General features: G+C 64.5%; 23 protein-coding genes and 1 rRNA gene. 20 read left to right on the top strand and 4 right to left on the bottom strand.

Features of this window, described 5'->3' with window-relative positions:
* Positions 1-71: 71 nt before the first annotated feature.
* On the bottom strand, positions 72-458 hold the full coding sequence (locus tag ACOQFP_RS17455) for a DUF1844 domain-containing protein (RefSeq protein WP_206488670.1): 387 nt from the start codon (positions 456-458) through the stop codon (positions 72-74).
* A 366-nt stretch (positions 459-824) separates the two neighbouring features.
* Between ACOQFP_RS17455 and infC the strand changes: the two genes are divergently transcribed.
* From infC to ACOQFP_RS17370, 17 genes are all read left to right on the top strand, one after another.
* Positions 825-1,547 (top strand): translation initiation factor IF-3, encoded by a 723-nt coding sequence (gene infC / locus ACOQFP_RS17450; protein ID WP_241256343.1) that lies wholly within the window; start codon positions 825-827, stop codon positions 1,545-1,547.
* A 115-nt stretch (positions 1,548-1,662) separates the two neighbouring features.
* Positions 1,663-1,857, top strand: a complete 195-nt coding sequence (gene rpmI / locus ACOQFP_RS17445; protein WP_206488669.1) for a 50S ribosomal protein L35 — start codon at positions 1,663-1,665, stop codon at positions 1,855-1,857.
* Between the two features lie 87 nt (positions 1,858-1,944).
* Positions 1,945-2,334, top strand: coding sequence for a 50S ribosomal protein L20 (gene rplT, locus ACOQFP_RS17440; protein WP_008715924.1), 390 nt, complete (start codon positions 1,945-1,947; stop codon positions 2,332-2,334).
* A gap of 38 nt (positions 2,335-2,372) precedes the next feature.
* Complete coding sequence (locus tag ACOQFP_RS17435) at positions 2,373-3,179, top strand: TrmH family RNA methyltransferase (RefSeq protein ID WP_206488668.1); 807 nt, start codon at positions 2,373-2,375, stop codon at positions 3,177-3,179.
* Positions 3,180-3,285: 106 nt separating this feature from the next.
* On the top strand, positions 3,286-4,353 hold the full coding sequence (gene pheS, locus ACOQFP_RS17430) for a phenylalanine--tRNA ligase subunit alpha (protein WP_206488667.1): 1,068 nt from the start codon (positions 3,286-3,288) through the stop codon (positions 4,351-4,353).
* A gap of 55 nt (positions 4,354-4,408) precedes the next feature.
* On the top strand, positions 4,409-6,895 hold the full coding sequence (pheT, locus tag ACOQFP_RS17425; RefSeq protein ID WP_206488666.1) for a phenylalanine--tRNA ligase subunit beta: 2,487 nt from the start codon (positions 4,409-4,411) through the stop codon (positions 6,893-6,895).
* Positions 6,896-6,967: 72 nt separating this feature from the next.
* Positions 6,968-7,531: a hypothetical protein gene (locus tag ACOQFP_RS17420; RefSeq protein ID WP_421585024.1), complete on the top strand. Its 564-nt coding sequence runs from the start codon at positions 6,968-6,970 to the stop codon at positions 7,529-7,531.
* 66 nt (positions 7,532-7,597) lie between these two features.
* Complete coding sequence (gene argC / locus ACOQFP_RS17415; RefSeq protein WP_421585023.1) at positions 7,598-8,653, top strand: N-acetyl-gamma-glutamyl-phosphate reductase; 1,056 nt, start codon at positions 7,598-7,600, stop codon at positions 8,651-8,653.
* On the top strand, positions 8,650-9,876 hold the full coding sequence (gene argJ, locus ACOQFP_RS17410; RefSeq protein WP_421585022.1) for a bifunctional glutamate N-acetyltransferase/amino-acid acetyltransferase ArgJ: 1,227 nt from the start codon (positions 8,650-8,652) through the stop codon (positions 9,874-9,876). The genes argC and argJ overlap by 4 nt, the downstream gene beginning before the upstream one ends.
* The gene (gene argB / locus ACOQFP_RS17405; RefSeq protein ID WP_421585021.1) at positions 9,873-10,787 is read left to right on the top strand and encodes an acetylglutamate kinase; all 915 of its coding nucleotides are present in this window, start codon (positions 9,873-9,875) and stop codon (positions 10,785-10,787) included. The genes argJ and argB overlap by 4 nt, the downstream gene beginning before the upstream one ends.
* Positions 10,784-11,989 carry an acetylornithine transaminase gene (locus tag ACOQFP_RS17400; protein ID WP_421585020.1) on the top strand — a complete coding sequence of 402 codons (1,206 nt, stop codon included), beginning with the start codon at positions 10,784-10,786 and terminating at the stop codon, positions 11,987-11,989. The genes argB and ACOQFP_RS17400 overlap by 4 nt, the downstream gene beginning before the upstream one ends.
* Positions 11,986-12,921, top strand: coding sequence for an ornithine carbamoyltransferase (argF, locus tag ACOQFP_RS17395; RefSeq protein ID WP_421585019.1), 936 nt, complete (start codon positions 11,986-11,988; stop codon positions 12,919-12,921). The genes ACOQFP_RS17400 and argF overlap by 4 nt, the downstream gene beginning before the upstream one ends.
* The gene (locus ACOQFP_RS17390; RefSeq protein WP_374222356.1) at positions 12,918-13,433 is read left to right on the top strand and encodes an arginine repressor; all 516 of its coding nucleotides are present in this window, start codon (positions 12,918-12,920) and stop codon (positions 13,431-13,433) included. The genes argF and ACOQFP_RS17390 overlap by 4 nt, the downstream gene beginning before the upstream one ends.
* A 50-nt stretch (positions 13,434-13,483) precedes the next feature.
* Complete coding sequence (locus ACOQFP_RS17385; protein WP_206488659.1) at positions 13,484-14,683, top strand: argininosuccinate synthase; 1,200 nt, start codon at positions 13,484-13,486, stop codon at positions 14,681-14,683.
* Positions 14,680-16,128 (top strand): argininosuccinate lyase, encoded by a 1,449-nt coding sequence (gene argH, locus ACOQFP_RS17380; protein ID WP_341244408.1) that lies wholly within the window; start codon positions 14,680-14,682, stop codon positions 16,126-16,128. The genes ACOQFP_RS17385 and argH overlap by 4 nt, the downstream gene beginning before the upstream one ends.
* Before the next feature lie 111 nt (positions 16,129-16,239).
* The gene (locus ACOQFP_RS17375) at positions 16,240-19,257 is read left to right on the top strand and encodes an AMP-binding protein (protein ID WP_421585018.1); all 3,018 of its coding nucleotides are present in this window, start codon (positions 16,240-16,242) and stop codon (positions 19,255-19,257) included.
* Between the two features lie 86 nt (positions 19,258-19,343).
* On the top strand, positions 19,344-19,550 hold the full coding sequence (locus ACOQFP_RS17370) for a Trm112 family protein (protein ID WP_206488656.1): 207 nt from the start codon (positions 19,344-19,346) through the stop codon (positions 19,548-19,550).
* A 38-nt stretch (positions 19,551-19,588) separates the two neighbouring features.
* Here ACOQFP_RS17370 and ACOQFP_RS17365 read toward each other — a convergent pair whose 3' ends face one another.
* From ACOQFP_RS17365 to ACOQFP_RS17355, 3 genes are all read right to left on the bottom strand, one after another.
* Positions 19,589-20,215 carry a TetR family transcriptional regulator gene (locus tag ACOQFP_RS17365; RefSeq protein ID WP_341244410.1) on the bottom strand — a complete coding sequence of 209 codons (627 nt, stop codon included), beginning with the start codon at positions 20,213-20,215 and terminating at the stop codon, positions 19,589-19,591.
* Positions 20,216-20,289: 74 nt separating this feature from the next.
* Positions 20,290-21,045 carry an ABC transporter permease gene (locus tag ACOQFP_RS17360; RefSeq protein WP_206488655.1) on the bottom strand — a complete coding sequence of 252 codons (756 nt, stop codon included), beginning with the start codon at positions 21,043-21,045 and terminating at the stop codon, positions 20,290-20,292.
* Positions 21,045-21,782 carry an ABC transporter ATP-binding protein gene (locus tag ACOQFP_RS17355; protein ID WP_421585017.1) on the bottom strand — a complete coding sequence of 246 codons (738 nt, stop codon included), beginning with the start codon at positions 21,780-21,782 and terminating at the stop codon, positions 21,045-21,047. Before ACOQFP_RS17355 ends, ACOQFP_RS17360 begins: the two co-directional genes overlap by 1 nt.
* 59 nt (positions 21,783-21,841) lie before the next feature.
* On the opposite strand from ACOQFP_RS17355, the gene ACOQFP_RS17350 reads away from it, so the two are divergent.
* From ACOQFP_RS17350 to ACOQFP_RS17340, 3 genes are all read left to right on the top strand, one after another.
* Complete coding sequence (locus ACOQFP_RS17350) at positions 21,842-22,510, top strand: DNA-3-methyladenine glycosylase (protein ID WP_421585016.1); 669 nt, start codon at positions 21,842-21,844, stop codon at positions 22,508-22,510.
* A 29-nt stretch (positions 22,511-22,539) separates the two neighbouring features.
* A complete protein-coding gene (gene tyrS / locus ACOQFP_RS17345) occupies positions 22,540-23,814 on the top strand; it encodes a tyrosine--tRNA ligase (RefSeq protein WP_206488652.1) in 1,275 nt (424 codons plus the stop codon).
* A gap of 569 nt (positions 23,815-24,383) precedes the next feature.
* Positions 24,384-24,514, top strand: a 16S ribosomal RNA gene (locus tag ACOQFP_RS17340); the annotation flags it as partial.

The raw sequence follows: 24,514 nt of genomic DNA, 5'->3' as shown, positions 1-24,514 counted from the left end.
GTCATCGCCGGATGCGGCGTCGCGTTTGTCTCTCGCGTCGTGGTCTGTGCTTCTGCCTCTGCGCTTTCGCCTCAGTGCACCGGCCCGGTGTACTTCTCGCCGGGGCCCATTCCTGGCTCGTCCGGATGGGCCGATGCTTCTCGAAACGCGCGTTGCAGTGCCTGCAGCCCATCGCGGATCGGGCCGGCATGGGGGCCGAGGTATTCCACCGAAGACGTGACCAAGCCGGCGAGAGCGGTGATGACGCGCCGCGCCTCGTCGAGGTCCAGATACGGACTTTCGCCGGGATCGGCCTCGGAGAGCCCCAACTTCTCGGCCGCCGAACTCATCAACATGACCGCAGCGCGGCTGATGACCTCGACCGCGGGGACGTCGGCGAGTTCACGGACATCGGGCTCGGTGCCGGCGGGGTCGGTACCCGTGGGATCGGCGTCGGCTGGAGTGGGGGAGCTGGTCATGCCTATGAGAATCCCACGCCGCACGTAGCGACGAGAACTGGGTGTCGACGATGTCGAGCACTCGGTGCCGATTGTCGATTTCTCGAATCTGCTGGTAGTGTGATCCCACGACCGTCTTCGGCGTGCACTCTTCGATGGAATGCACCGCACGGAGGCAGCAAGTGGAGCCCGACTCCCACCGGTACGTAGTGGTTGTAACACGACTTCCGGTCCGGTCGCACGAGGGACGCCCCCAACAGGCGTTCGGTGTGCTTCCTCCTCAGGGAGGAGACTGTACGGCGATGGTTGTCGTACAGATCGACCGGTCGACATCGGGCCCTGCTGTCGGTATCCACCGAGAGCAGGGTTTTTTCGTTGCAGTGATCGATGACGCAGCGAGTGTCGAGAGTCGGCGGCAACGGGCTGTGCCAGTGGCAGGCGGTCGGGTTACACACCACACCGCACTACCTAGGAGGCCCCATCAGCACTGAGACCCGCATCAACGATCGCATCCGAGTTCCCGAGGTCCGCCTGGTCGGACCGGGTGGTGAACAGGTGGGGATCGTGCGTGTTGAAGATGCACTCCGCTTGGCTCTCGAAGCCGACCTCGATCTTGTCGAAGTTGCTCCCGACGCACGTCCGCCGGTCTGCAAGATCATGGACTACGGGAAGTTCAAGTACGAGGCTGCGCAGAAGGCGCGCGAATCGCGCAAGAACCAGACATTGACCGTCATCAAGGAGCAGAAGCTCCGGCCGAAGATCGACGCGCACGACTACGAGACCAAGAAGCGCAACGTCGTTCGCTTCCTCGAAGCCGGTTCCAAGGTCAAAGTCACGATCATGTTCCGTGGTCGAGAGCAATCTCGACCTGAACTCGGCTTCCGATTGCTGCAGCGTTTGGGCGCGGATGTCGCGGAACTCGGTTTCGTGGAGACCTCGGCCAAGCAGGACGGCCGCAACATGACGATGGTCCTGGCACCACACAAGGGTGCCAAGACTCGCGTCAAGGCGCAGGAGAGCGCGGCGGCACCGCCTGCTCAACGTGCACCCGCTCCGGCACCGGAACAGCCCGCCGCGGCAGCTCCGGCCACCCCGGCGCAGACCAACTGAGCTTCGCGCTCGACCAGTAAGACAGCCCACACCGGCTTCCGGGCACCGATGTTCGGGGCCATCGTGATGTTGTGCCATGCACCACCGAAGAGTTAATTCAGAAGAAGAGGATTTCATGCCCAAGCAGAAGACCCACAGTGGTGCCAAGAAGCGATTCAAGGTGTCCGGCAGCGGCAAGATCCTGCGCCAGAAGGCCGGCCGTCGCCACCTGCTCGAGCACAAGCCCACCAAGGTGACTCGTCGCCTCGATGGTGTCGCCGTTGTCAAGAAAGCCGACGAACCGCGGGTCAAGCGCCTCCTCGGCATCTGATCCGGTCCGGTCGCCGACTGATTTCGGTCGGCTTCATCCCATTACCATTCGGGGTTTCACCAACCCCCAGATCGACAGGATTCACCAGTGGCACGCGTAAAAAGGGCAGTCAATGCCCAGAAGAAGCGCCGTTCGATTCTCGAAGCGTCCAAGGGCTACCGCGGACAGCGCTCACGTCTGTACACCAAGGCCAAGGAGCAGCAGCTCCACTCGCTGACCTATGCGTACCGGGACCGCCGCGCGCGCAAGGGTGACTTCCGCAAGCTGTGGATCACGCGAATCAACGCTGCTGCGCGGGCCAACGACATCACCTACAACCGCTTCGTCCAGGGCTTGAAGGCCGCGGGTGTCGAGGTCGACCGCAAGATCCTCGCCGAGCTGGCCGTCTCCGATGCCGAGGCATTCGCAGGCTTGGTCGCCATCGCCAAGGCTGCATTGCCTGCCGATGTCAACGCTCCGGCCGGAGAAGCAGCCTGAGCGAGTCGACGTACGACGACTCAACTCCGAAACGGCCCGTGGATTCGCTGACCGAGCGAACACCACGGGTCGTTTCGGCCGTCAAGCTCGCGCGCGCCGCGGAGCGCAAGAAATCCGGACGGTTCCTCGCCGAAGGGTTCAACGCCGTCTCCGAGGCGGCACGGTCCGGTTTGGTCCGTGAGCTGTTCTTCACCTCCGATGCCCTCGATCGCCACGAGGCGCTCATCGCGTCCATCGAGGGCGGCGGCGCACGAGTCTTCCCGATCACCGATCGCGCCGCGAAGGCTCTGTCCGACACCGTCACACCACAGGGCCTGATAGCGGTCACCGCGCTCGTCGACGTTTCACTCGATCGAGCCTTGGCCGATGGCCCGCGGTTGGTGGCCGTTCCGGTGGAGGTAGCCGAGCCGGGCAATGCCGGAACTGTCATCCGCGTCGCCGATGCCGCCGGTGCGGATTCGGTGGTGCTGCTCGGCGATTCGGTGGACCCCCACAACGGCAAGTGCGTCCGTGCGTCGGCGGGCAGCGTGTTCCATCTGCCCATCGCCCGGGAACGCTCGGTCGAGTCCGGTATCGGAGCATTGCGCAGCGCGGGGTTGACGATCGTGGCCACCGCAGCCGATGGCGAGGTGGACCTCGACGAGGCCGACCACCTACTTGCGCAGCCGACCGCGTGGTTGTTCGGCAACGAAGCACACGGACTCCCTGCGTCCGTGGCCCGTGACGCCGACCACCGCATCCGGATCCCTATCCACGGTCGTGCCGAGAGCCTCAACCTGGCAGCGGCGGCGGCGATCTGCCTGTATGCGAGTGCCCGAGCTCAGCGGCGCTTCGGAAACTCGTGAGCACGGTCGCCTAAGATCGATACCTGTCTGCTTCGCGCAGGAGTGAAGCCTGCGGGAGTGATCCTTCGTGGCAGACACCGACTATTACTCGAGGAGTGCAGCTGTCGTGGCGAAGAAAGATGTCGGACCCGAGCCGGTAGATCCGAGCGTTCTGGAGGAGTCCGCGCTCGGATCCGCAGTGGATTCGGCCGAGCGGGCCTTCGCCGATGCGTCGGATCTCGATGCTCTGACCAAGGTCAAGATCGACCACGTGGGCGGCAAGGCTCCGCTGGCACTGGCTCAGCGTGCGCTCGGTTCGCTCCCCGGTGAGCTCAAGGCCGACGCGGGCAAACGCGTCAAGGCCGCGCGTGATCGAGTACAGGCGGCGTTCGACGCGCGGCGCGGCGTGTTGTCGGCGGAACGTGACGCAGCGATCCTGGTGGCAGAGACCATCGATGTGACGCTGCCGACCGATCGAGCTCCGATCGGTGCCCGGCACCCCATCACGATCATCGCCGAGCAGGTCGCCGACGTGTTCGTGGGTATGGGCTGGGAAGTCGAAGAAGGCCCTGAAGTGGAAACCGAGCACTTCAACTTCGATGCTCTCAACTTCCTTCCCGACCATCCTGCGCGCACGATGCAGGACACCTTCCACATCGCACCCGAAGGGTCGCGGCAGGTGCTGCGCACCCATACTTCGCCGGTGCAGGTGCGGTCGATGCTCTCGCGCGAGCTTCCGATCTACGTGGTCTGCCCTGGGCGGACCTTCCGCACCGACGAGCTCGATACGACGCACACACCGGTGTTCCATCAGGTCGAGGGTCTCGCCATCGACAAGGGCCTGACCATGGCTCATCTGCGCGGAACACTGGATGCGTTCGCGAAAGCGTTGTTCGGCAACGACACGCGTACTCGTATGCGGCCCAACTACTTTCCGTTCACCGAGCCCTCGGCCGAGGTCGACGTGTGGTTCCCGAAGAAGAAGGGCGGCGCGGGTTGGGTCGAGTGGGGTGGCTGCGGAATGGTCAACCCGAAAGTGTTGCAAGCCAGCGGTATCGACCCCGAGGTCTACACCGGATTCGCCTTCGGCATGGGCCTGGAACGGACCCTGCAGTTCCGCAACGACATCCCGGACATGCGCGACATCGTCGAAGGCGACATCAGGTTCACGGTGCCCTTCGGCGTTCAGGCCTGACATCGCCTCACCCCCGCCCCACATCTTCTCGGATACAAGAAAGAGCTGAGTACACGTGCGAGTCCCACAATCCTGGCTGACCGAGGTTCTGCACGCGGGGACTCCCGACTGGGAGGTCTCGCCCGAGGAGCTGGACGCCGGTTTCGTCCGGGTCGGGTTCGAGGTCGAGGAGCTCGACTCTCTGGACAATGTGACCGGACCACTGGTGGTGGGCCGGGTGAGCTCGATCGAGGAGCTGACCGAGTTCAAGAAGCCGATTCGATTCTGCCTCGTGGATGTCGGAGCCGACGACCCGCAGGAAATCGTCTGTGGTGCGCGTAATTTCGCTGAAGGCGATCTGATCGTGGCAGCGCTACCCGGCAGTGTTCTGCCCGGGGGTTTCGCTATTGCGTCGCGTAAGACGTACGGCCGAAATTCCAACGGCATGATCTGTTCGACGCTCGAGCTCGGACTCGGCCGTGATCATTCCGGAATCCTGGTGCTGCCCGCGGGCACTGCTCAACCCGGCGACGACGCCAAGCTCGTTCTCGGGCTGCAGGATTCGGTCATCGAGCTGAACGTCACCCCGGATCGTGGCTACGCCTTCTCGGTCCGAGGACTCGCACGCGAACTGGCGTGCAGTTTCGACCTGCCGTACGTGGACCCGGCTCGCACGGCTCCTACCGAGGTCACCGGCGACGCATGGTCGGTCGCAGTCGAACCGAGCTCGGGCGCATCGCGATTCGCGCTGCGCAAGGTCGTCGGTATCGATCCCACGGCAACGACTCCGTGGTGGCTGCAGCGTCGCTTGCTCCTCGCCGGCGTACGGCCGATCTCTGCGGCGGTCGATGTCACCAATTACGTACTCCACGAACTGGGCCAGCCGCTGCACGCGTTCGATGCTGCCAAGCTGACCGGCGACATCGTTGTCCGCCGCGCGAAGGCAGGGGAGAAGCTGACCACTCTGGACGGCGTCGAGCGGTCGCTCGATCCAGAGGACGTCGTCATCGCCGACGAATCGGGAGCGATCTCCCTGGCGGGTGTCATGGGCGGCGCGTCGACCGAAGTGGACGACACGACCAGCGAGGTAATTCTCGAGGCGGCATCGTTCGATCCGCTCGCTGTGTTCAGAACCGGTCGTCGACACAAGCTGTCGAGCGAAGCGAGTAAGCGGTTCGAACGCACCGTGGATTCTGCGCTTCCCGTCGCCGCGCTCGATCGCGCAGCGCAGCTACTGGTCGAGATCGCGGGTGGCCGGATCGAGCCGGTGCTCACCGATTTCGGCGAGGCAACCGAGTACCCCTCGGTGACGATGGACTTCGATCTGCCGGACCGGATTGCAGGTGTCGAGTACCCCAACGGGACCGCTGCTAGGCGGTTGACACAGATCGGTTGCGCAGTGGAGGTGTCGGTCGACGACGCCGGGCACGGCCAGTTGATCGTCACACCGCCGTCGTGGAGACCGGATTTGGTGCAGCGCGCCGACCTGGTCGAAGAGGTGCTGCGGCTGGAGGGGCTGGAGAAGATCCCTTCGGTTCTACCGTCCGCTCCCGGCGGTCGCGGCCTCACCGCCGAACAGAAGCGTCGGCGTGCCGTCGGCAAGGCGCTGGCGTTCTCCGGGTACGTCGAGGTGTTGCCTCCGGTGTTTCTGCCCAAGGGTGTGTTCGACACCTGGGGTCTCGACGCGGACGATCCCCGGCGAGTGAGCACCTCGGTGCTCAATCCGCTCGAGGCCGACCGTCCCGAACTCGCGACCACGCTGCTTCCCGGTTTGCTCGAGATGCTCGGCAGAAACATCGCACGCGGCCAGCGAGATGTCTCGTTGTTCGGAATTGCCCAGGTGGTGCTTCGTGACGATGCCACAGCGGCAGTGGAGGCGCTCCCGGTCGATCGTCGACCCACCGACGACCAGGTCGCCATGCTGCGTGGTTCGTTGCCTGCGCAGCCGGTGCACGTGGGTGCGGTGCTCACCGGTCAGCGTGAGTTCGCGGGTCCGTGGGGGCCGGGACGCGCAGCCGAAGCGGCGGACGCGTTCGCTGCGGTGCGGACCATCGCCGAGGCGGCCGGAGTTGATGTCGATCTTCGAGCTGCGCAGCATCTTCCGTGGCATCCGGGCCGGTGTGCCGAGGTGCTGCTCGACGGCGAGGTCGTGGGGTATGCCGGCGAGCTGCATCCGGCAGTGCTCGAGCGCTCTGGCCTACCGCCGCGTACGTGTGCAGTCGAGCTGAGTCTGAGTGCACTCCCAGTGGTCGAATCACTGCCCGCCCCCGAGGTGTCGCCGTATCCGGCAGTGCTGCAAGACGTGGCTGTCGTCGTCGATGCGTCCGTGCCTGCGGCATCGGTCCAGGCTGCGCTCACGATCGGCGGCGGAGACCTGCTCGAGTCGATCCGGTTGTTCGATGTCTACGACGGCGAGCAGGTAGGGGAAGGACGCAAGTCGCTGGCTTTCGCATTGCGGTTCCGCGGGACCGACGGCACTTTGACCGAGGACCAGGCCACCGCTGCACGCGACGCTGCGGTCGAAGCAGCGACGAAGGCGGTCGGAGCCCGACTACGTAGCTGATCGGTCCACCTCCGGGCCGTCGTTTCCGTAGCGTGGAGTCACGAGTGATCGCGATGACGGGAGCTGTGGCAGATGAGTGAATCCGGAGTGGATGGCACGTCCTCGGACCTGCAGGTGGTGAAGGATGTTCTCGCGGCAGTGGCGGATCGGCCGCGACTGGCACCGATTGCGGCTGCCGCGTCGGCGCTGGCCGCCGAGTTGGGAACCGTCGTGCCCGAACCCGCCGGACCCGACCGCGGTGCCCCGCCGGGAACGGTGCCTGATGTCGACGTTCCTCAGGTCACGAGGCCTCGGATCGATCAGCCGCTCGGGGATCCGCCGCCAGTGGCTCCGCCGGGCGGTACGGTGCCGGGCGTCATCGACGCTCAATTGGTCGACGATGTACCTCTCGGCACAGGCGGTGGATACACCGGCGATGCTGCCGACGGCGTGATCGGCGACTTCACCGAATCCGGAGTGCCCACCTGGGACGGTGTACGCGAGAAAGTGGAGCATCGTTCGGGGACGTCCGTCGGGGCTCAGGAGCTGGACCGAGAGTCCCGCGCCGGCCAAGACCTGGACAAGCAGTGGAACGAGCGTCAGGAAGCCGGCCGCAAGAAGCTCGACGAGATCCGTAAGTCCATGGGCGGCAACTGACAGCTCGGAGCCGGACTGACACACCCGGTCATGAATGAGCTTGCATGATGCTGCATAATAAACCGCATGACTATTTCGGAGTCCACGCCGAGGCGTATCGCGGTGGCGGGCGCAAGTGGCTACGCAGGCGGTGAGATCCTTCGGATTCTGCTCGGGCACCCGGCGGTGCGGGAGGGTTCGCTGGTCATCGGATCGCTGACAGCCGGAGGTAACGCAGGCGCGACCCTGGGCGAATTCCATCCGCATCTGCTGCCCCTGGCAGACCGCGTCCTGGGCCCCACCACCGTCGACGAGTTGGCCGGTCACGACGTCGTGTTCCTGGGTCTTCCGCACGGTAAATCCGCAGAACTTGCTCTGCAGCTGCCCGAGTCGGTGGTGATCATCGACTGCGGTGCCGATTTCCGTCTCACCGACGGCGCAGCATGGGAGAAGTACTACAACTCTCCGCACGCGGGGAGTTGGCCGTACGGATTGCCGGAGTTGCAGGGCTGCCGTGAGCGGCTGGTCGGAGCTACCCGCATCGCGGTTCCCGGGTGCTACCCGACGGTGTCGTCGCTGGCGCTGGCACCCGCCGTCGCGGCGGGCATCATCGAACCGCGCGTCAATATCGTGGCAGTCAGCGGCACCTCTGGTGCCGGTCGTGCGCCGAAGGCTGAGCTTCTGGGGTCGGAGGTGATGGGATCGGTGCGGGCGTACGCAGTAGCAGGTGCCCACCGTCATACCCCCGAAATCGTGCAGAATCTCTCGGCTGTCGCCGGAAGTGCTGTCGCGGTGTCGTTCACACCGGTCCTCGCACCGATGCCGCGCGGAATCCTGGCCACGTGCACCGCGATCACCACAGCCACCGAGGAGCAGGCGGTCGAGGTGTACGAAAAAGCCTACGCGGCAGAGCCGTTCGTGCATGTTCTGCCGGCCGGTCGGCTCCCGCAGACCGGTGCGGTCCTCGGATCGAACGCGGTACAGATGAGTGTGTCTGTCGATGCCGAGGCGAGCACGCTCGTCGTGGTGGCGGCTATCGACAATCTGGCCAAGGGTACGGCGGGAGCTGCCGTCCAATCGATGAATCTTGCACTGGGAATCACCGAGACCGAGGGTCTCTCTACCGTAGGAGTGGCGCCATGAGCAGTCTTCGGAGCGATGCGAAGACCGTCGGCAAGCTGGTCCGCACTCAAGGGGTCACCTCTCCTGCCGGGTTCCGTGCGGCCGGAATTCCAGCTGGTCTCAAGGCAAGTGGCAAATCGGATCTGGCGTTGGTGTTCAACGAGGGGCCCGATTTCGCGGCGGCGGGTGTGTTCACCCGCAACAAAGTCAAAGCTGCCCCGGTGTTGTGGTCACAGCAGGTGCTCTCCACCGGGCGGCTTCGTGCGGTCGTTCTCAATTCCGGTGGTGCCAATGCCTGCACGGGTGCACCAGGGTTTCAGGATGCGCACCGCACCGCCGAGGAAGTGGCGTCCGCGCTGAGCAATTGGGGGTCGGAGACGGGAGCGATCGAGGTTGCCGTGTGTTCGACGGGTCTGATCGGTGATCGGCTGCCGATGGACAAGCTGCTACCCGGAGTGACCGAGGTCGTACACGAACTCGCGGGCGGCATCTCCGGTGGTACCGACGCGGCGTACGCGATCATGACCACCGACACGGTGCCCAAGCAAGCCGCCGTTCATCACGCAGACAAATGGAACGTCGGTGGCATGGCGAAGGGTGCAGGCATGTTGGCACCGTCGTTGGCCACGATGCTCAGCGTCATCACCACCGATGCCGTTACTACTGCCGACCAACTCGACCGCGCGTTGCGCGCGGCAACACGGTTGACCTACGACCGGCTCGACGTCGACGGCGCGACCTCGACAAACGACACGGTGTTGTTGCTCGCCTCCGGTGCCAGCGGAATCACCCCGACGCAGGACGAACTCGACGCCGCAGTCCTTGCGGTCTGCGACGACCTCGCCGACCAGATGATGGCCGACGCGGAAGGCGTGACCAAGAGGGTGAAGATCACCGTCTCCGGTGCGGTGTCGGAGGACGAGGCCGTGATCGGTGCGCGGGCCGTCGCCAGGGACAATTTGACCAAGACGGCACTGTTCGGTTCCGATCCCAACTGGGGTCGGGTGCTCGCCGCGATCGGCATCGCACCGATCGAGCTCGATCCCGATCGAATTTCCGTCTCCTTCAACGGAAACCCTGTGTGCATCGACGGCGTGGGTGCTCCGGGGGCTCGGGAGGTGGACCTGTCCGGTGTCGATGTCGCCGTGAGTATCGATCTCGGTGTCGGGTCCGAGTCGGCGACCATCCGAACCACCGACCTCTCGCACGCGTACGTCGAAGAGAACTCGGCCTACTCGTCGTGAACTCCAGTGCACTCGAACTGACGGCTGCTCAGAAGGCGTTCACCCTCGCTGAGGCGCTGCCCTGGCTTCAGCGCTTCTCGGGTAAGACCGTCGTGGTGAAGTACGGCGGAAACGCCATGATCGACGACACGCTCAAGCGGGCGTTCGCGGCCGACATGGTGTTTCTGCGCACCGTCGGCATCCACCCCGTCGTCGTACACGGTGGTGGGCCGCAGATCTCGGCGATGTTGACCAGGCTGGGGCTGGCGGGCGAGTTCCGGGGCGGATTTCGCGTCACGACCCCCGAGGTGATGGACATCGTGCGCATGGTTCTGTTCGGGCAGGTAGGACGCGAACTCGTCGGCTTGATCAACAGTCATGGTCCGTACGCGGTCGGCATCTCCGGCGAGGACGCGCACCTGTTCACGGCAACGCGCCGGACGGTTCTGGTCGACGGTGCCCAGACCGACATCGGTCTCGTCGGCGACGTCACCTCGGTAGACCCGGCGGCGATCTTCGATCTCATTGCGGCAGGCCGAATTCCGGTGGTGTCCACCATCGCTCCCGACCGTGACGGCGTCGTGCACAACATCAATGCCGACACCGCGGCGGCCGCACTGGCCAGTGCCATCGGTGCCGAGAAATTGGTCGTGCTCACCGATGTCGAGGGCCTGTACACGGCCTGGCCGGATCGCAGCTCGTTGACCTCCCGGATCACTGCATCTGCCCTCGACGCTCTGCTGCCCTCGCTCGATGCCGGGATGGTGCCGAAGATGGAAGCGTGCCTACGCGCAGTATCGGCCGGTGTCCCGTCTGCGCACGTCATCGACGGCCGCGTGGAACATTCGGTTCTGGTGGAGCTGTTCACCGGCGAGGGCATCGGCACCATGGTCACCCCCGATCGCTCTTCGACGTCAGGAGTCACAGCATGACCGGCACCGAGTCCACGCTCGATCTGCAACAGCGGTGGTCGAACTCGTTGATGGACAACTACGGAGTCCCGCGTGTGGCGCTCGTGCGCGGCGAGGGCGCTGTGCTGACCGATGCCGATGGCAAGCAGTATCTGGACTTGCTCGCCGGTATCGCCGTGAACATCCTCGGCCATGCGCATCCGGCGGTGATCGAGGCGGTCACCGGTCAGCTCTCCACGCTGGGGCACACCTCGAATCTCTATGCGACCGAGCCTGGGATCGCGTTGGCCGAGCTGTTGCTCGCTCACCTCGGCGCGGGCGCGACCGGTCGAGTGTTTCTGTGCAACTCCGGAACGGAGGCCAACGAGGCGGCGTTCAAGATTGCGCGGCTGACGGGTCGACCCAACATCGTCGCCGCCGAGAAGTCCTTTCACGGGCGGACGATGGGCGCTCTCGCACTGACCGGTCAGCCGGACAAGCGGACCCCGTTCGAGCCGATGCCCGCCGGTGTGCGACACGTGCCGTACGGCGATGTTGCCGCGCTGGAGGCCGCCGTCGACTCCGACACTGCTGCAGTGTTTCTCGAACCCATCATGGGTGAAGGAGGTGTGGTCGTACCGCCGGAGGGATACCTTCTCGCAGCGCGTGAGATCACCACGAAGCACGGCGCGTTGCTCGTTCTCGACGAGGTGCAGACCGGTATCGGCCGTACCGGGTGGTTCTATGCCCATCAGGCGGTCGGCATCGTGCCCGATGTCATCACCCTCGCCAAGGGCTTGGGTGGTGGCCTGCCTATCGGGGCGTGCATCGGCATCGGAGCGGCGGGGGAGTTGTTGCACCCGGGTAAGCACGGAACAACTTTCGGTGGCAATCCGGTGTGCGCCGCCGCGGCGCTGGCGGTGTTGCGCACCATCGCGGACGAGGACCTGCTCTCGCACGCCGACAGTGTCGGCAAGTCGATCGCGCACTCCATCGAGAGTCTCGAACATCCTCTGGTGAGCCATGTTCGGGGTTCGGGGTTGCTGCTGGGGGTGGTGCTCACCGCTGCGGTGGCACCGGCAGTCGAGGCGGCCGCACGCGAGGCGGGCTTCCTGCTCAACGCGGCACAGTCCGACGTACTTCGGCTCGCACCGCCGTTGATCATCACCGAAGAACAAGCCGCGTCGTTCGTGGCGGCGTTACCGGCAATTCTCGACGCAGCACAGGAGGCTCATCAGCCATGACGGTTCAGCACTTCCTTCGGGACGACGACATCACGCCACAGCAGCAGGGTGAAATCCTCGCTCTGGCCGCCGAACTCAAGCGGGCACCGTTCTCGAAGCGTCCTCTCGAAGGACCGAAGGGAATCGGAGTCATCTTCGAGAAGAACTCGACACGTACGCGCTTCTCCTTCGAGATGGGTATCGCGCAGTTGGGCGGTCACGCCGTGGTCGTCACTGGCCGCGACACACAGCTCGGACGTGAGGAAACGCTTCAGGACACCGGGCGGGTGCTCTCGCGCTACGTCGAGGCAGTCGTATGGCGCACGTTCGGGCAGAAGCGGCTCGAGCAGATGGTCACCGGCGCAACGATTCCCATCGTCAACGCTCTGTCCAACGAGTTCCATCCCTGCCAGGTACTGGCCGATCTGCAGACCCTGATCGAGCACAAGGGAAATCTGCAGGGCCGCACTCTCGCCTATTTCGGTGACGGGGCCAACAACATGGCGCATTCACTTCTTCTCGGCGGGGTCACGGCAGGGCTCAATGTCAGGATCGCCGCCCCGAAGGAGTTCGCCCCGCTCGGATACGTCCTCGACGCTGCGCACGCGCGTGCCGAGGAGACCGGTGCCACCATCACCGTCACCGAGGATCCGGTCGAGGCCGCCACCGGTGCCGACGCGCTCGTCACCGACACCTGGACGTCGATGGGGCAGGAGAACGACGGTCTCGATCGCGTCGCTCCGTTCCGTCCGTATCGCATCGACTCCGATCTGCTGTCGAAGGCCCAGTCGGATGCGGTCGTCCTGCACTGTCTTCCCGCACATCGCGGTGAAGAGATCACCGACGAGGTACTCGACGGCCCGCAGAGCGTCGTCTGGGACGAGGCCGAGAACCGCCTGCACGCACAGAAGGCTTTGCTGGTGTGGCTCCTCGAACAGGCCCGGCGACCGTGAGAGAGGACGCCACTGCGGTGCCGCTGACCGCGTCGACCCGGGCGGGCAGGCAGGCACGGATCATCGCGCTGCTGGCCACGCACGAGGTGCGTAGTCAACCGCAATTGGCGTCGCTGCTCGCAGCCGAGGGAATCGACACCACTCAGGCGACGCTGTCTCGGGACCTCGAAGAACTCGGTGCGGTGAAGCTGCGCGCCCCCGACGGCGGTGTCGGGGTGTACGTGGTGCCCGAGGACGGCAGCCCGGTTCGCGGAGTCTCCGGTGGAACCGACCGCCTGCTGAGGTTGTTGGGGGAGTTGCTGGTCTCGACCGATCACAGCGGAAACCAGGCTGTGCTGCGAACACCACCAGGCGCGGCGCACTACCTGGCCAGCGCACTCGATCGGGCTGCGTTGCCCGAGATCGTCGGCACCATCGCCGGCGACGACACGATCTTGCTCATCGCTCGCGAACCGCACACCGGAAGCGAACTCGCGGACAAGATCGAGAAGCTTGCTCGACGCGGGAACTGAGAACCGGTTACCCACATGTGCAACAAGAACAACGAAGGAGCTTGAACACCATGGCCGAACGCGTCATCCTCGCCTACTCCGGCGGACTCGACACCTCCGTCGCCATCAGTTGGATCGGCAGGGAGACCGGTAAGGAGGTCGTCGCCGTCGCGATCGACCTGGGTCAGGGCGGTGAGGACATGGAGGTCGTGCGGCAGCGCGCTCTCGATTGCGGCGCAGTCGAATCCGTCGTCGTCGACGCCAGGAACGAGTTCGCCGACGAGTACTGCCTGCCGACTGTGCAGGCCAACGCGTTGTACATGGATCGATACCCGCTGGTGTCTGCCATCAGCCGTCCGCTCATCGTCAAGCACCTGGTCGAGAACGCACGTGCGCACGGCGGAACCGTCGTCGCGCACGGATGCACGGGCAAGGGCAACGACCAAGTCAGGTTCGAGGTCGGGTTCAACACTCTCGCGCCCGAACTCGACGTGCTTGCACCGGTTCGTGACTACGCGTGGACACGTGAAAAGGCCATCGCGTTCGCCGAGGAGAACGACATCCCGATCAACGTCACCACCAAATCGCCGTTCTCGATCGACCAGAACGTCTGGGGTCGCGCGGTCGAGACCGGCTTCCTCGAGGACCTGTGGAATGCGCCGACCAAGGACGTCTACGACTACACCGAGGATCCGACGGTCAACTTCGGCGCACCCGACGAGCTCGTTCTCTCCTTCGACAAGGGGCGCCCTGTTTCGATCGACGGCCGCCCGGTATCGGTACTCGAAGCAATTCAAGAGCTCAACACTCGTGCAGGCGCACAGGGGGTCGGACGGTTGGACGTCGTCGAAGATCGCCTCGTCGGCATCAAGAGTCGCGAGATCTACGAGGCTCCCGGTGCCATGGTGCTCATTCGGGCGCACGAGGAACTCGAGCACGTCACCCTCGAACGCGAACTGGGCCGCTACAAGCGGCACACCGATCAGAAGTGGGCAGAATTGGTGTACGACGGTCTGTGGTACTCGCCGCTCAAGGGCGCTCTCGACGCGTTCACCGCCCACACTCAGGAGCATGTCTCGGGCGATATCCGCCTGGTGCTGCACGCGGGGAGCATCATCGTCAACGGCCGTCGTAGTGGGGAATCGCTGTACGACTTCAATCTGGCCACCTACGACGAGGGCGACACGTTCGATCAGTCGGCGGCCAAGGGCTTCGTGCAGCTGCACGGGCTGTCGTCGAAGATCGCAGCGAAGCGGGACCTGGGCCTGTGAGCACTACGGAGAACTCACACGGAACCAACGAGGGTTCGCTCTGGGGTGGCAGATTCGCGTCCGGTCCTGCCGCCGCGATGGCTGCACTGAGCAAGTCGACACATTTCGACTGGGTTCTCGCGCCCTACGACATCCGTGCATCGATGGCGCACGCTCGCGTCCTCAACGGTGCAGGCCTGCTCACTCCGGACGACCTCGAGACGATGCTCGACGGTTTGCAGCGGCTCGCCGACGACGTCGCCTCGGGTGAGTTCGCGGCAGCGGAGTCGGACGAAGACGTGCACGGCGCTCTCGAACGCGGCCTCATCGATCGTGTCGGGCCGGAGGTCGGTGGGCGGCTGCGCGCAGGCCGATCGCGAAACGACCAGGTGGCGACGCTGTTCCGAATGTGGCTACGCGATGCGGTGCGTCGAGTGTCGGTCGGTGTTCTCGATGTGGTCGACGCCCTGGCGACACAGGCTGCGGCGCATCCGACCGCGGTGATGCCGGGCAAGACTCATTCGCAAGCGGCGCAGCCGGTGCTGCTTGCGCACCATCTGCTCGCGCACACGCATCCGTTGCTACGCGATGTGCAGAGGTTCGCCGATTTCGACAAGCGAGCAGCGGTGTCGCCCTACGGTTCCGGTGCACTCGCTGGTTCTTCTCTGGGGCTGAGCCCGGAGAAGATCGCGGCCGAGCTCGGGTTCGACGGGTCTGCCGAGAACTCGATCGATGCCACCTCCTCGCGAGATTTCGCGGCCGAGGCTGCATTCGTGCTGGCGATGACCGCAGTCGATCTGTCTCGGTTCGCCGAGGAGGTCATCTCGTGGAGCACTCCGGAATACGGTTATGTCACTCTCGCGGACGCGTGGTCGACCGGTAGCTCGATCATGCCGCAGAAGAAGAATCCGGATGTTGCCGAGCTGACCCGGGGCAAGACGGGACGGTTGATCGGCAATCTGACGGGCTTGCTGGCCACGCTGAAGGCGCAACCGTTGGCCTACAACCGTGACCTGCAGGAGGACAAGGAACCGGTGTTCGATTCGGTGGCGCAGCTCGAGCTGCTGCTTCCGGCAATCACCGGGTTGACCGCCACACTCGAGTTCGACACCGAGCGGATGGCCGAGCTGGCGCCTGCGGGGTTCACACTTGCCACCGATATCGCCGAGTGGATGGTGCGGCAGGGGATTGCGTTCCGGGTTGCCCACGAGGCGGCGGGAGCCTGCGTCCGGGCGGCAGAGGCACGCGGCGTCGGGCTGGTGGAGTTGACCGACGAGGAGCTCGCCGGCATCGATCCGGCACTGACTCCCGAGGTTCGCGAGGTGCTCACTGTGGAGGGTTCCATCTCGTCCCGAAATGCGCGTGGCGGTACCGCTGCGGTGCAGGTGGCAAGTCAGCTCGGCGGGGTCCGGGCGTCGGCGTCGGCCTTGCGTGCGTGGGCCGAGGCACCGGTGTTGCAGCACTGAGGTAGCAATCGATATCCACGCCGGTTTCCTCGCGTGTGGGATGTGAGAAGCTGTCGTCACGCGAAGATCGATGCCGGTCGTTCCGTCGGGCCGAACGCAGGAGTTGAGTTTGTGGGACTGAATGCAGACGCCGTACGTGGTCCACTCCGCCGTGCCATCGCCACGGCCCAGAACGGTCTCGAGGTCATCCGATTGGGTGGTCTCGAAACCGAGGTGGATCCGTCTCCGTTTCGGGTGATGGACCGAGAGCCGATGTATCGGTTGCGGCGCTACTTCCCCGACGATGTTGCTGCGGACAGTCCTCCGATAGTGCTCATTCCGCCGATGATGGTCTCGGCGGATGTCTACGACGTCACCACCGACCAGGGTGCCGCCGGAATCCTGCACGGGATGGGGCTCGATCCATGGGTGGTCGATTTCGGTTCACCCGACACCGAGGAGGGCGGGTGGAGCCGTACCCTCGCCGATCACGTCGTTGCCATCAGCGAGGTCGTCGACAAGGTGCACGAACACACCGGGCGTGACGTCCATCTGGGTGGCTACTCGCAGGGCGGAATGTTCTGCTATCAGGCCGCTGCCTACCGAGGTGGACGAAATCTCGCCAGCCTCATCACATTCGGTGCTCCGGTGGACACTTTGGCCGGTTTGCCCCTGGGGATCCCGGCGGGGGTGGCCACGCGGGGCGCGGAATTCCTGGCCGATCACGTGTTCACTCGCCTGGCCGTATCGGGGTGGATGGCCAGGACGGGTTTTCAATTGCTCGATCCGGCGAAGACCGTGCGGTCGAGGCTGGACTTCCTGCGTCAGCTGCACGATCGCGAGGCACTGTTGCCGCGTGAGCCGCAGCGTCGCTTTCTGGCGATGGACGGCTGGGTGGCCTGGTCCGGGCCGGCTGTGGCGGAGCTGTTGAAGCAGTTCGTCGTACACAATCGCATGATGACCGGTGGGTTCGTCATCAAGGACCGGTTGTTGACGCTTGCCGAACTGACGCTTCCGGTGCTGGCTTTCGTCGGCGAGGTCGACGATATCGGTCAACCGTTGGCAGTGCGCGGGATTCAGCGAGCTGCGCCGCGTGCGCCCGTGTTCGAAACCACATTGCGTGCAGGGCATTTCGGCTTGGTGGTCGGAAGCACGGCCGCAGCCCAGACGTGGCCGACAACGGGGAACTGGATTCGGTGGCGTGAGAACCTCGGACCGAAGCCGGAGGCGGTCCGAGCCATGCAACCCGAGGAACACAGCGATACCGAGAGCGGAGTGTCGATCACCAACCGACTGATCCATACGGCTGCCTCCATCGCCGAGGTCGGGGTAGGTGTCGGCCGCGGCCTCGCGTCGGCGGCCACCGGCGCGGTTCGCGGCACCCGAGAGATCTCGACCGAGGCCGTGCGCACGTTGCCACGGCTCGCTCGGCTGGGACAGATGCAGCCGCACAGTCGGGTCTCGTTGGGCCGCTTGATCGCCGAACAGGGCCGCAAGTCTCCCAACGGCGAATGCTTCCTGTTCGACGACCGAGTACACACGTACGACGCTGTGAACGTTCGCATCGACAACGTGGTGCGAGGTCTGATCAGTGTCGGGGTGCGGCCCTCCTCACGCATCGGAGTGCTCATGGAGACCCGTCCGAGTGCGCTGGCGGCGATCGCCGCGCTCTCGCGCATCGGGGCAGTGCCGGTTCTGCTGCAGCCGGGCAGCGACCTGACGGCTGCCCTGCGGACCGTCGATGTCGATACCGTCGTCGCGGATCCAGAGAATGCGGCAGCGGCGCTCCCGGTGACACCGAATGTGTTGGTTCTCGGCGGCGGTGACGCTCGTCGACTGGACATTCCAGCGGGCTACGAGGTGACCGACCTCGAGGCCATCGATCCCGACTCGGTTCGTCTGCCGCAGTGGTACAACCCCGATCCCGGTCTTGCCCGCGAGCTCGCGATGATCTTGTTCACCGCCACCGATCGTGGCCCCGAACCTCGGTTCATCACCAATCATCGCTGGGCATTGTCGGCCTTCGGGACCGCCACCACCGCCGCGCTCGGCCCTGGCGATACCGTGTATTGCCTTGCTCCGCTGCATCACTCGGCGGGTGTTCTGGTCACCATCGGCGGTGCGCTCGCGGGTGGATCGCGCATCGCGCTTTCCCGCGGTCTCGATCCCGAGCGGTTCAGCGAGGAGGTCTACCGCTACGGCGTCACCGTGGTGAGTTACACCTGGACGATGATGCGGCAGATCCTCGACGACGACCGTTTTCCGGTCGATTCCGGCCATCCGGTGCGACTGTTCATCGGCTCCGGTATGCCGGTGGGATTGTGGCGGCGCACGCTGGCACGGTTCAGTCCCGCCCGCGTACTCGAGTTCTACGCATCGACCGAGAACGACGTGATTCTGGCCAACGTGGCGGGGTCGAAGATCGGTTCGAAGGGTCGTCCGCTGCCCGGCAGCGCCCGGGTTGCCTTGGCCGCATACGACCCGAGCACCGGCCGGCTCGAAGAGGACAACGACGGCTTCGTCCGGCAGTGCCGCGACGACGAGATCGGTCTGCTCCTGGGTAGACCGAGCGGAGAGAGCGAAGCTACCAGCCACGTGATGCGTGGGGTTTTCGAGCCCTCGGATGCGTGGATCCCCACCGAGAACTTGTTTCGCCGCGATTCCGACGGAGACTACTGGCTCGTCGACCGCAAGGACACCGTGGTGCGCTCGGCTTGTGGCCCGGTGTACACCCAGCCCATCGTCGACGCGGTGGGAGATCTCGACCAGGTCGATTCGGCTGTGGTTTACGGAGTGCGTGTCACTGTCGATCGGCCGCGATCGGTTCGCGTCGAGGGCAGCGGGACCGAGGTGGCGGTCTGCGCCATTTCGCTGCGTCCGGAAGCGGTGATAACCGCTCGTGCCTTGACGGACGCTCTCGGCGCGCTGCTTCCAGCGGAACGTCCAGGGATTGTGCACGTGGTGCCGGAAATTCCGGTGGGGCGCGCGTACCGGCCGAACGCAACGGAACTGAAGGAAGCCGGCATCCCGACGCCGAGCGCTCGTTCGTGGTTCTACGACGCGGAGTCCAATACCTATCGACGACTGACCAAAGCCGTTGTTGCGGAACGATTCGTCGACAGGGCCGACGGTGCGGAAGTGTCGTCGTAGCTGCAGCTCGTCAGCCCGCCGACGGTGTTGGGTACGGTATGCCAGTACATGACTCCGGCTGAGCCGGAAGAGAACAAAGGACACTCGTGGCGATCGATCAGACACTGCTCTCCATCCTTGCCTGCCCCGTGGACAAGGGGCCGCTGCTGTTGGTCGAGGGCGAGTTGCTCTACAACCCCCGTCTTCGGCGCGCGTATCCCATCGAGAACGGCATTCCCGTTCTGCTTGCCGACGACGCCCGCGACGTGGACGACGCCGAGCACGACGCGATTGTCGCGCGCGCCCAGTCCTGAGCCTCGGGATTTCGGGTCGCTGCTGTTCACGAGTTGGATCAGTGGCTCGACCTCGTCGGGAGCGGCCCGGTGAGGTACCGCTGCAAGGTCGGGGCCACCCAATCGACAACTCGTTCGGCGGGCATCGAGGCGAGTGGTTCCAACTTCAGGATGTGACGGCTGAGCAGCAGTCCGGACATCTGAGTGGCCACCAGGTTGACGCGCTCGAGCGCCGATCCCGCTGGTTCGTCGACGCGGGCAGCAATGTCTCGAAGTACCACCTGCATGAGGAACGTCCTGAGCAGACCGGTGTCTCCGGTGGCGATCATGGTGCGAAACGCGGCGATGACTGCGTCACTGTTGTCGGATTCCCACACTCCGAGTACGCCGGTGACGAGCGCTCGACCCAGGTCATCGGTGTCCGCGGACAGCACCCGTTCGAGCGTGTCGCTCGGGTCGATCGGCAGTGCGATCGATGCGACGAACAGTTCGCGCTTGGTGCCGAAGTAGTGGTGTACCAGTGCAGAGTCGACGCCGGCACCAGCGGCAACGGCGCGTACCGATGTCTTGTCGAACCCCTGTCGAGCGAACAGTCCGCGGGCGGACTCCAGAATGGCGTCTCTGGTACCTGATCGCCCCGGCCGACGGCCGGTTCGGGTCGCGGACGGATCTGTTTCGTTCACCATTCGATCCACCATTGCGGACGGCCCGTTTCCACTCCATCGCGGGGTCTTTCCGTGCTCACGGGTGTTGTCGGGTGTCATGGGGTTCTGCGGCGCAGCGTGGCCGCGGCGGCGCACAGTGCCAGGACGGTGCAGCCACCGACCACCGCGAGATCTCTGCCCATTTCCGCGGTCACGCCGGGGTTGAGTGAGATTTGTTGGAGAGCGTCGACGGCGTAGGTGAGGGGGAGCACGTTGCTGATGGCGTGTAGCCAGTCCGGCATCTGATCGCGTGCCACCAGGAGCCCGCAGAGAAACAGCTGGGGGATCACCACGACCGGCATGAACTGCACCGCCTGGAACTCGGTTCGGGCGAACGCACTGCACAGCAGTCCGATGGCGACGCCCAGCATGGCATCGAGCACAGCGATGACCACCACCCAGCCGACGGGACCCGCGGTCGTCAAACCGAGTAGCCCGAATGCGACCCCGCAGGCGAGAGCGGCCTGCACAACGGCGGTGAGCGAGAACGCGGATCCGTAGCTCGCGAGGAGGTCGAGTTTTGACATCGGAGTGGTCAGCAGTCTTTCCAGTGTCCCCGACGTCCGTTCGCGTTGCATCGCGATGGACGTGATGAGGAACATGACCACGAACGGCAGGATCCCGAGCATCGTGATCGCGATTCGGTCGAACAGTGGCTGCTGTCCTGGCATGGTCGGCACGTTCTTGTACAGGAAGTACAGCAGCACCATCAGGAGGGTGGGCACCAACAGGATCATCGCGATCGTGCGGTGGTCGGCTCGCAGTTGGCGCAGGATTCGGCCTGTGCCGGCGGCGTAGATCTGCTTGTTCATCACTGGTCTCCGGTGATCTGAGTCGACTCGATCAGTGTCAGAAACGCATGCTCGAGGTTGGTCTCGTTGGTCCGGGTGAGCAATTCGTCCGGACTGAGCTGAGCCAGTACGGATCCCTCGCGCATGAGAATGAGCGAACTGCAGTGCTCGGCTTCTTCCATGACGTGGCTGGACACCACGATCGTCGTCCCGCCGGCGGCGATATCGGCGAATCGCGACCATAGTTCGGCGCGCAGGACGGGATCGAGGCCCACGGTCGGTTCGTCGAGCACGAGCAACTCAGGCTCCGCGACCAGTGCGCTCGCCAATGAGACGCGCCCGAGCTGGCCGCCGGAGAGTTGCCCTGCGCGCGAGGACGCCCAGTTCGTCAGTCCGACCGAATCGATGGCCGCGTTCACCGCAGGTGCACGACGGCCGTACATGGCCCCGAAGTACTGGACGTTCTCACGAACGGTCAGGTCCAGGTAGACGCTCGGACTCTGGGTGACGTACCCGACCTTGCTCCGTAGGGCTGTGGAACCCGCCGGAGCTCCGAGGACAGTGACAGTTCCACTCCGGACGACCTGGGTACCGACGATGGCGCGGATCAGGGTCGTTTTTCCGCAGCCCGAAGGCCCGAGAAGTCCGGTGATCGCTCCCCGCGGAATCGTCAGATCCACCTCGTGCAGCACCTCGCGTCCTCCGCGGTGGATCGTCAACTGTTCGATGTCGACGGCGTACTCGTGTGCCTGAGGCATTGCGACCTCCTAAATTCATCAACCGATGAAATCATCGGGTGATGAATTTATAGGCCTGGATGTGCCGACCAGTCAAGCGGCGGCATCATGTGGGGGTGGATGTGCGAGATCTCGAGCGCGGCGGTCCCGCAGGCGCCGCTGTGCGGTTGCTGGGCGGCATCGTGACCGCAGGTGAGGTGGCAGTTCGGATAGCGGAGGTCGAGGCCTATGGCGGACCGATCGACAGTTCTTGGCCGGACGCGGCGTCCCATTCGTTCCGGGGAGCCACTGCTCGAAATTCCGTCATGTTCGGGCCGGCCGGACGTCTGTACGTGTACCTCAGTTACGGCATGCACCTGTGCATGAACGTCACCTGCGGCCGAGCAGGCACAGCAGGTGCGGTATTGCTGCGTGCCGGCGAGGTGCTGTCCGGTGCTGGGGTCGTCGAGACCAGGCGCGGAGCCGCGAGACGGTGGGCCAGAGGCGCGGCAAGCGGTCCGGGCAATCTGGGACGAGCGCTCGGTGTCGGGTTGCAGGACAACGGAACCGACATGTTCGACGCTTCGGCACCGGTCACGCTTGAACTCCTCAGTCGGCCGCTGACAGGTAGTGCCGTCGGAAGTGGTCCGCGGGTCGGGGTGAGTCAGGCTGCCGATCGCCGGTGGCGTTTCTGGATGCAGGGATCGCCGGCGGTGTCGGCCTACCGACGAAGCCCGCGTGCGCCCTCGACCGGTGAGCCCGAGAGCTGACCCACGTGGTCGTGCGGGAGGATGTACCCGTGAGTGACAACATCATCGACGAAATGACCTGGCGCGGACTGATCGCGCAGTCCACCGATGTGGACGCTCTGCGCAAGGCAGCGGCCGAGGGACCGATCACGCTGTACTCCGGTTTCGATCCGACCGGACCCTCGCTGCACGCCGGCCACTTGGTGCCTTTGCTTGCGCTCAAGCGGTTCCAACGTGCCGGGCACCGGCCGATCATTCTGGCCGGCGGTGCTACCGGGCTCATCGGTGATCCACGCGACGTGGGGGAGCGGACCATGAACTCGCCCGCGGTGGTGACCGAGTGGGCTTCGCGCATACGCGGTCAGCTTCAGCGATTCGTCGATCTGGACGACAGCCCCACAGGTGCAGTGGTCGTCGACAACTTGTCGTGGACGGGTGAGCTGTCGGCCATCGATTTTCTCCGGGACATCGGCAAACACTTCTCGGTCAACGTGATGTTGGCTCGCGACACGGTCAAGACCAGGCTCGAGGGCGATGGGATGTCGTACACCGAGTTCAGTTACATGCTGCTGCAGGCCAATGACTACGTGCAGTTGCGCCGCGAGTACGGCTGCACTCTGCAAATCGGCGGGTCGGATCAGTGGGGCAACATCATCGCCGGGGTGGAGCTGAACCGTAGGCAGGATGCCGAGCCGGTCCATGCATTGACGGTTCCCTTGGTCACCTCGGCCGATGGCAAGAAGTTCGGCAAGTCCACCGGTGGTGGAAGTTTGTGGCTCGACCCGGAGATGACGAGTCCGTACGCCTGGTACCAGTACTTCGTGAATACCGGCGACGCGGACGTCGTGAAATACCTGCGCTGGTTCACGTTCCTGTCCCAGGATGAGCTGGCCGAGCTGGAGGTGGCGACCGCGGAACGTCCACATGCCCGCGAAGCGCAGAAACGCTTGGCGGCCGAGATGACGACGCTCGTGCACGGGGAAGCGGCAACTCGATCGGTCGAACTCGCCAGCCGGGCTCTGTTCGGGCGAGCGGAACTCACGGACCTCGACGAAGCGACTCTTGCAGCTGCCCTTCATGAGGCCTCCGTCGCAGAGGTCTCGGTCGATTCACCCAGGACCATCGTCGATCTGCTTGTCGCTACCGGTCTGAGCGAAAGCAAGGGTGCGGCCCGACGGGCTGTCAAAGAAGGTGGCGCGTCGATCAACAACGTCAAGATCTCCGACGAAGAGTGGACGCCGACTGCGGAGGACCTACTCCACGGCCAGTGGTTGGTGGTTCGCCGCGGCAAGCGGAACTTTGCGGGCGCGCGGCTCGCGCGCTAGAGAATCGGCTTGTCTTCAGTGGCCGGAGTCACATCCGTGTAATTTGGTTTCCGAGCCCGGCAGACGGGTAACCAGGCGGCCGTGGCCAGGCTGTTCACGCCTTTCGCGTGAAAATGACCTGGGGATTTGACGCGCTGTTATCCGGGGCGTAACTTTGTCCAAGTCAGAGCGACACGGACGCCAGCCCAGACCGCAAGGCCTGAGCGAAGCGAGTTCGCCTGCGCAAACCCAAGAATCACGAACCCGATGGGGTTCAGACGCTTGGTGGGTGTGACGCCGGCTTGACCGTGCACGATCATCTGATCTAGGCTGGAACAGTTGCCCTCGAGGCCTGCGGATTGTGTTCGTGGGGTTTGGGTGTGTGCGTGTTCTTTGAGAACTCAACAGTGTGTCGATGAATGTCAGTGCCGAATTTTTTGTTTGGTGGTATGCATTCGATGTATCAGCTGCCCGCTTGTGGTGGTTGTTGTCGGGTGTTGTTTTGAAATGCTAGTTGAGTTTTTTTGCTAGTGATTTGACTCTTTCATGTTTATGACTGATTTGCAGTTTCGACTGTTGATCGAGAGTCTTTTACGGAGAGTTTGATCCTGGCTCAGGACGAACGCTGGCGGCGTGCTTAACACATGCAAGTCGAGCGGTAAGGCCTTTCGGGGTACACGAGCGGCGAACGGGTGAGTAACACGTGGGTGATCTGCCCTGC

Source organism: Rhodococcus sp. MALMAid1271 (assembly GCF_049195265.1).
GTDB lineage: Bacteria > Actinomycetota > Actinomycetes > Mycobacteriales > Mycobacteriaceae > Rhodococcoides.
The sequence above is the reverse complement of the archived record's forward strand: the minus strand, read 5'-3'. Positions and strand labels throughout refer to the sequence as shown.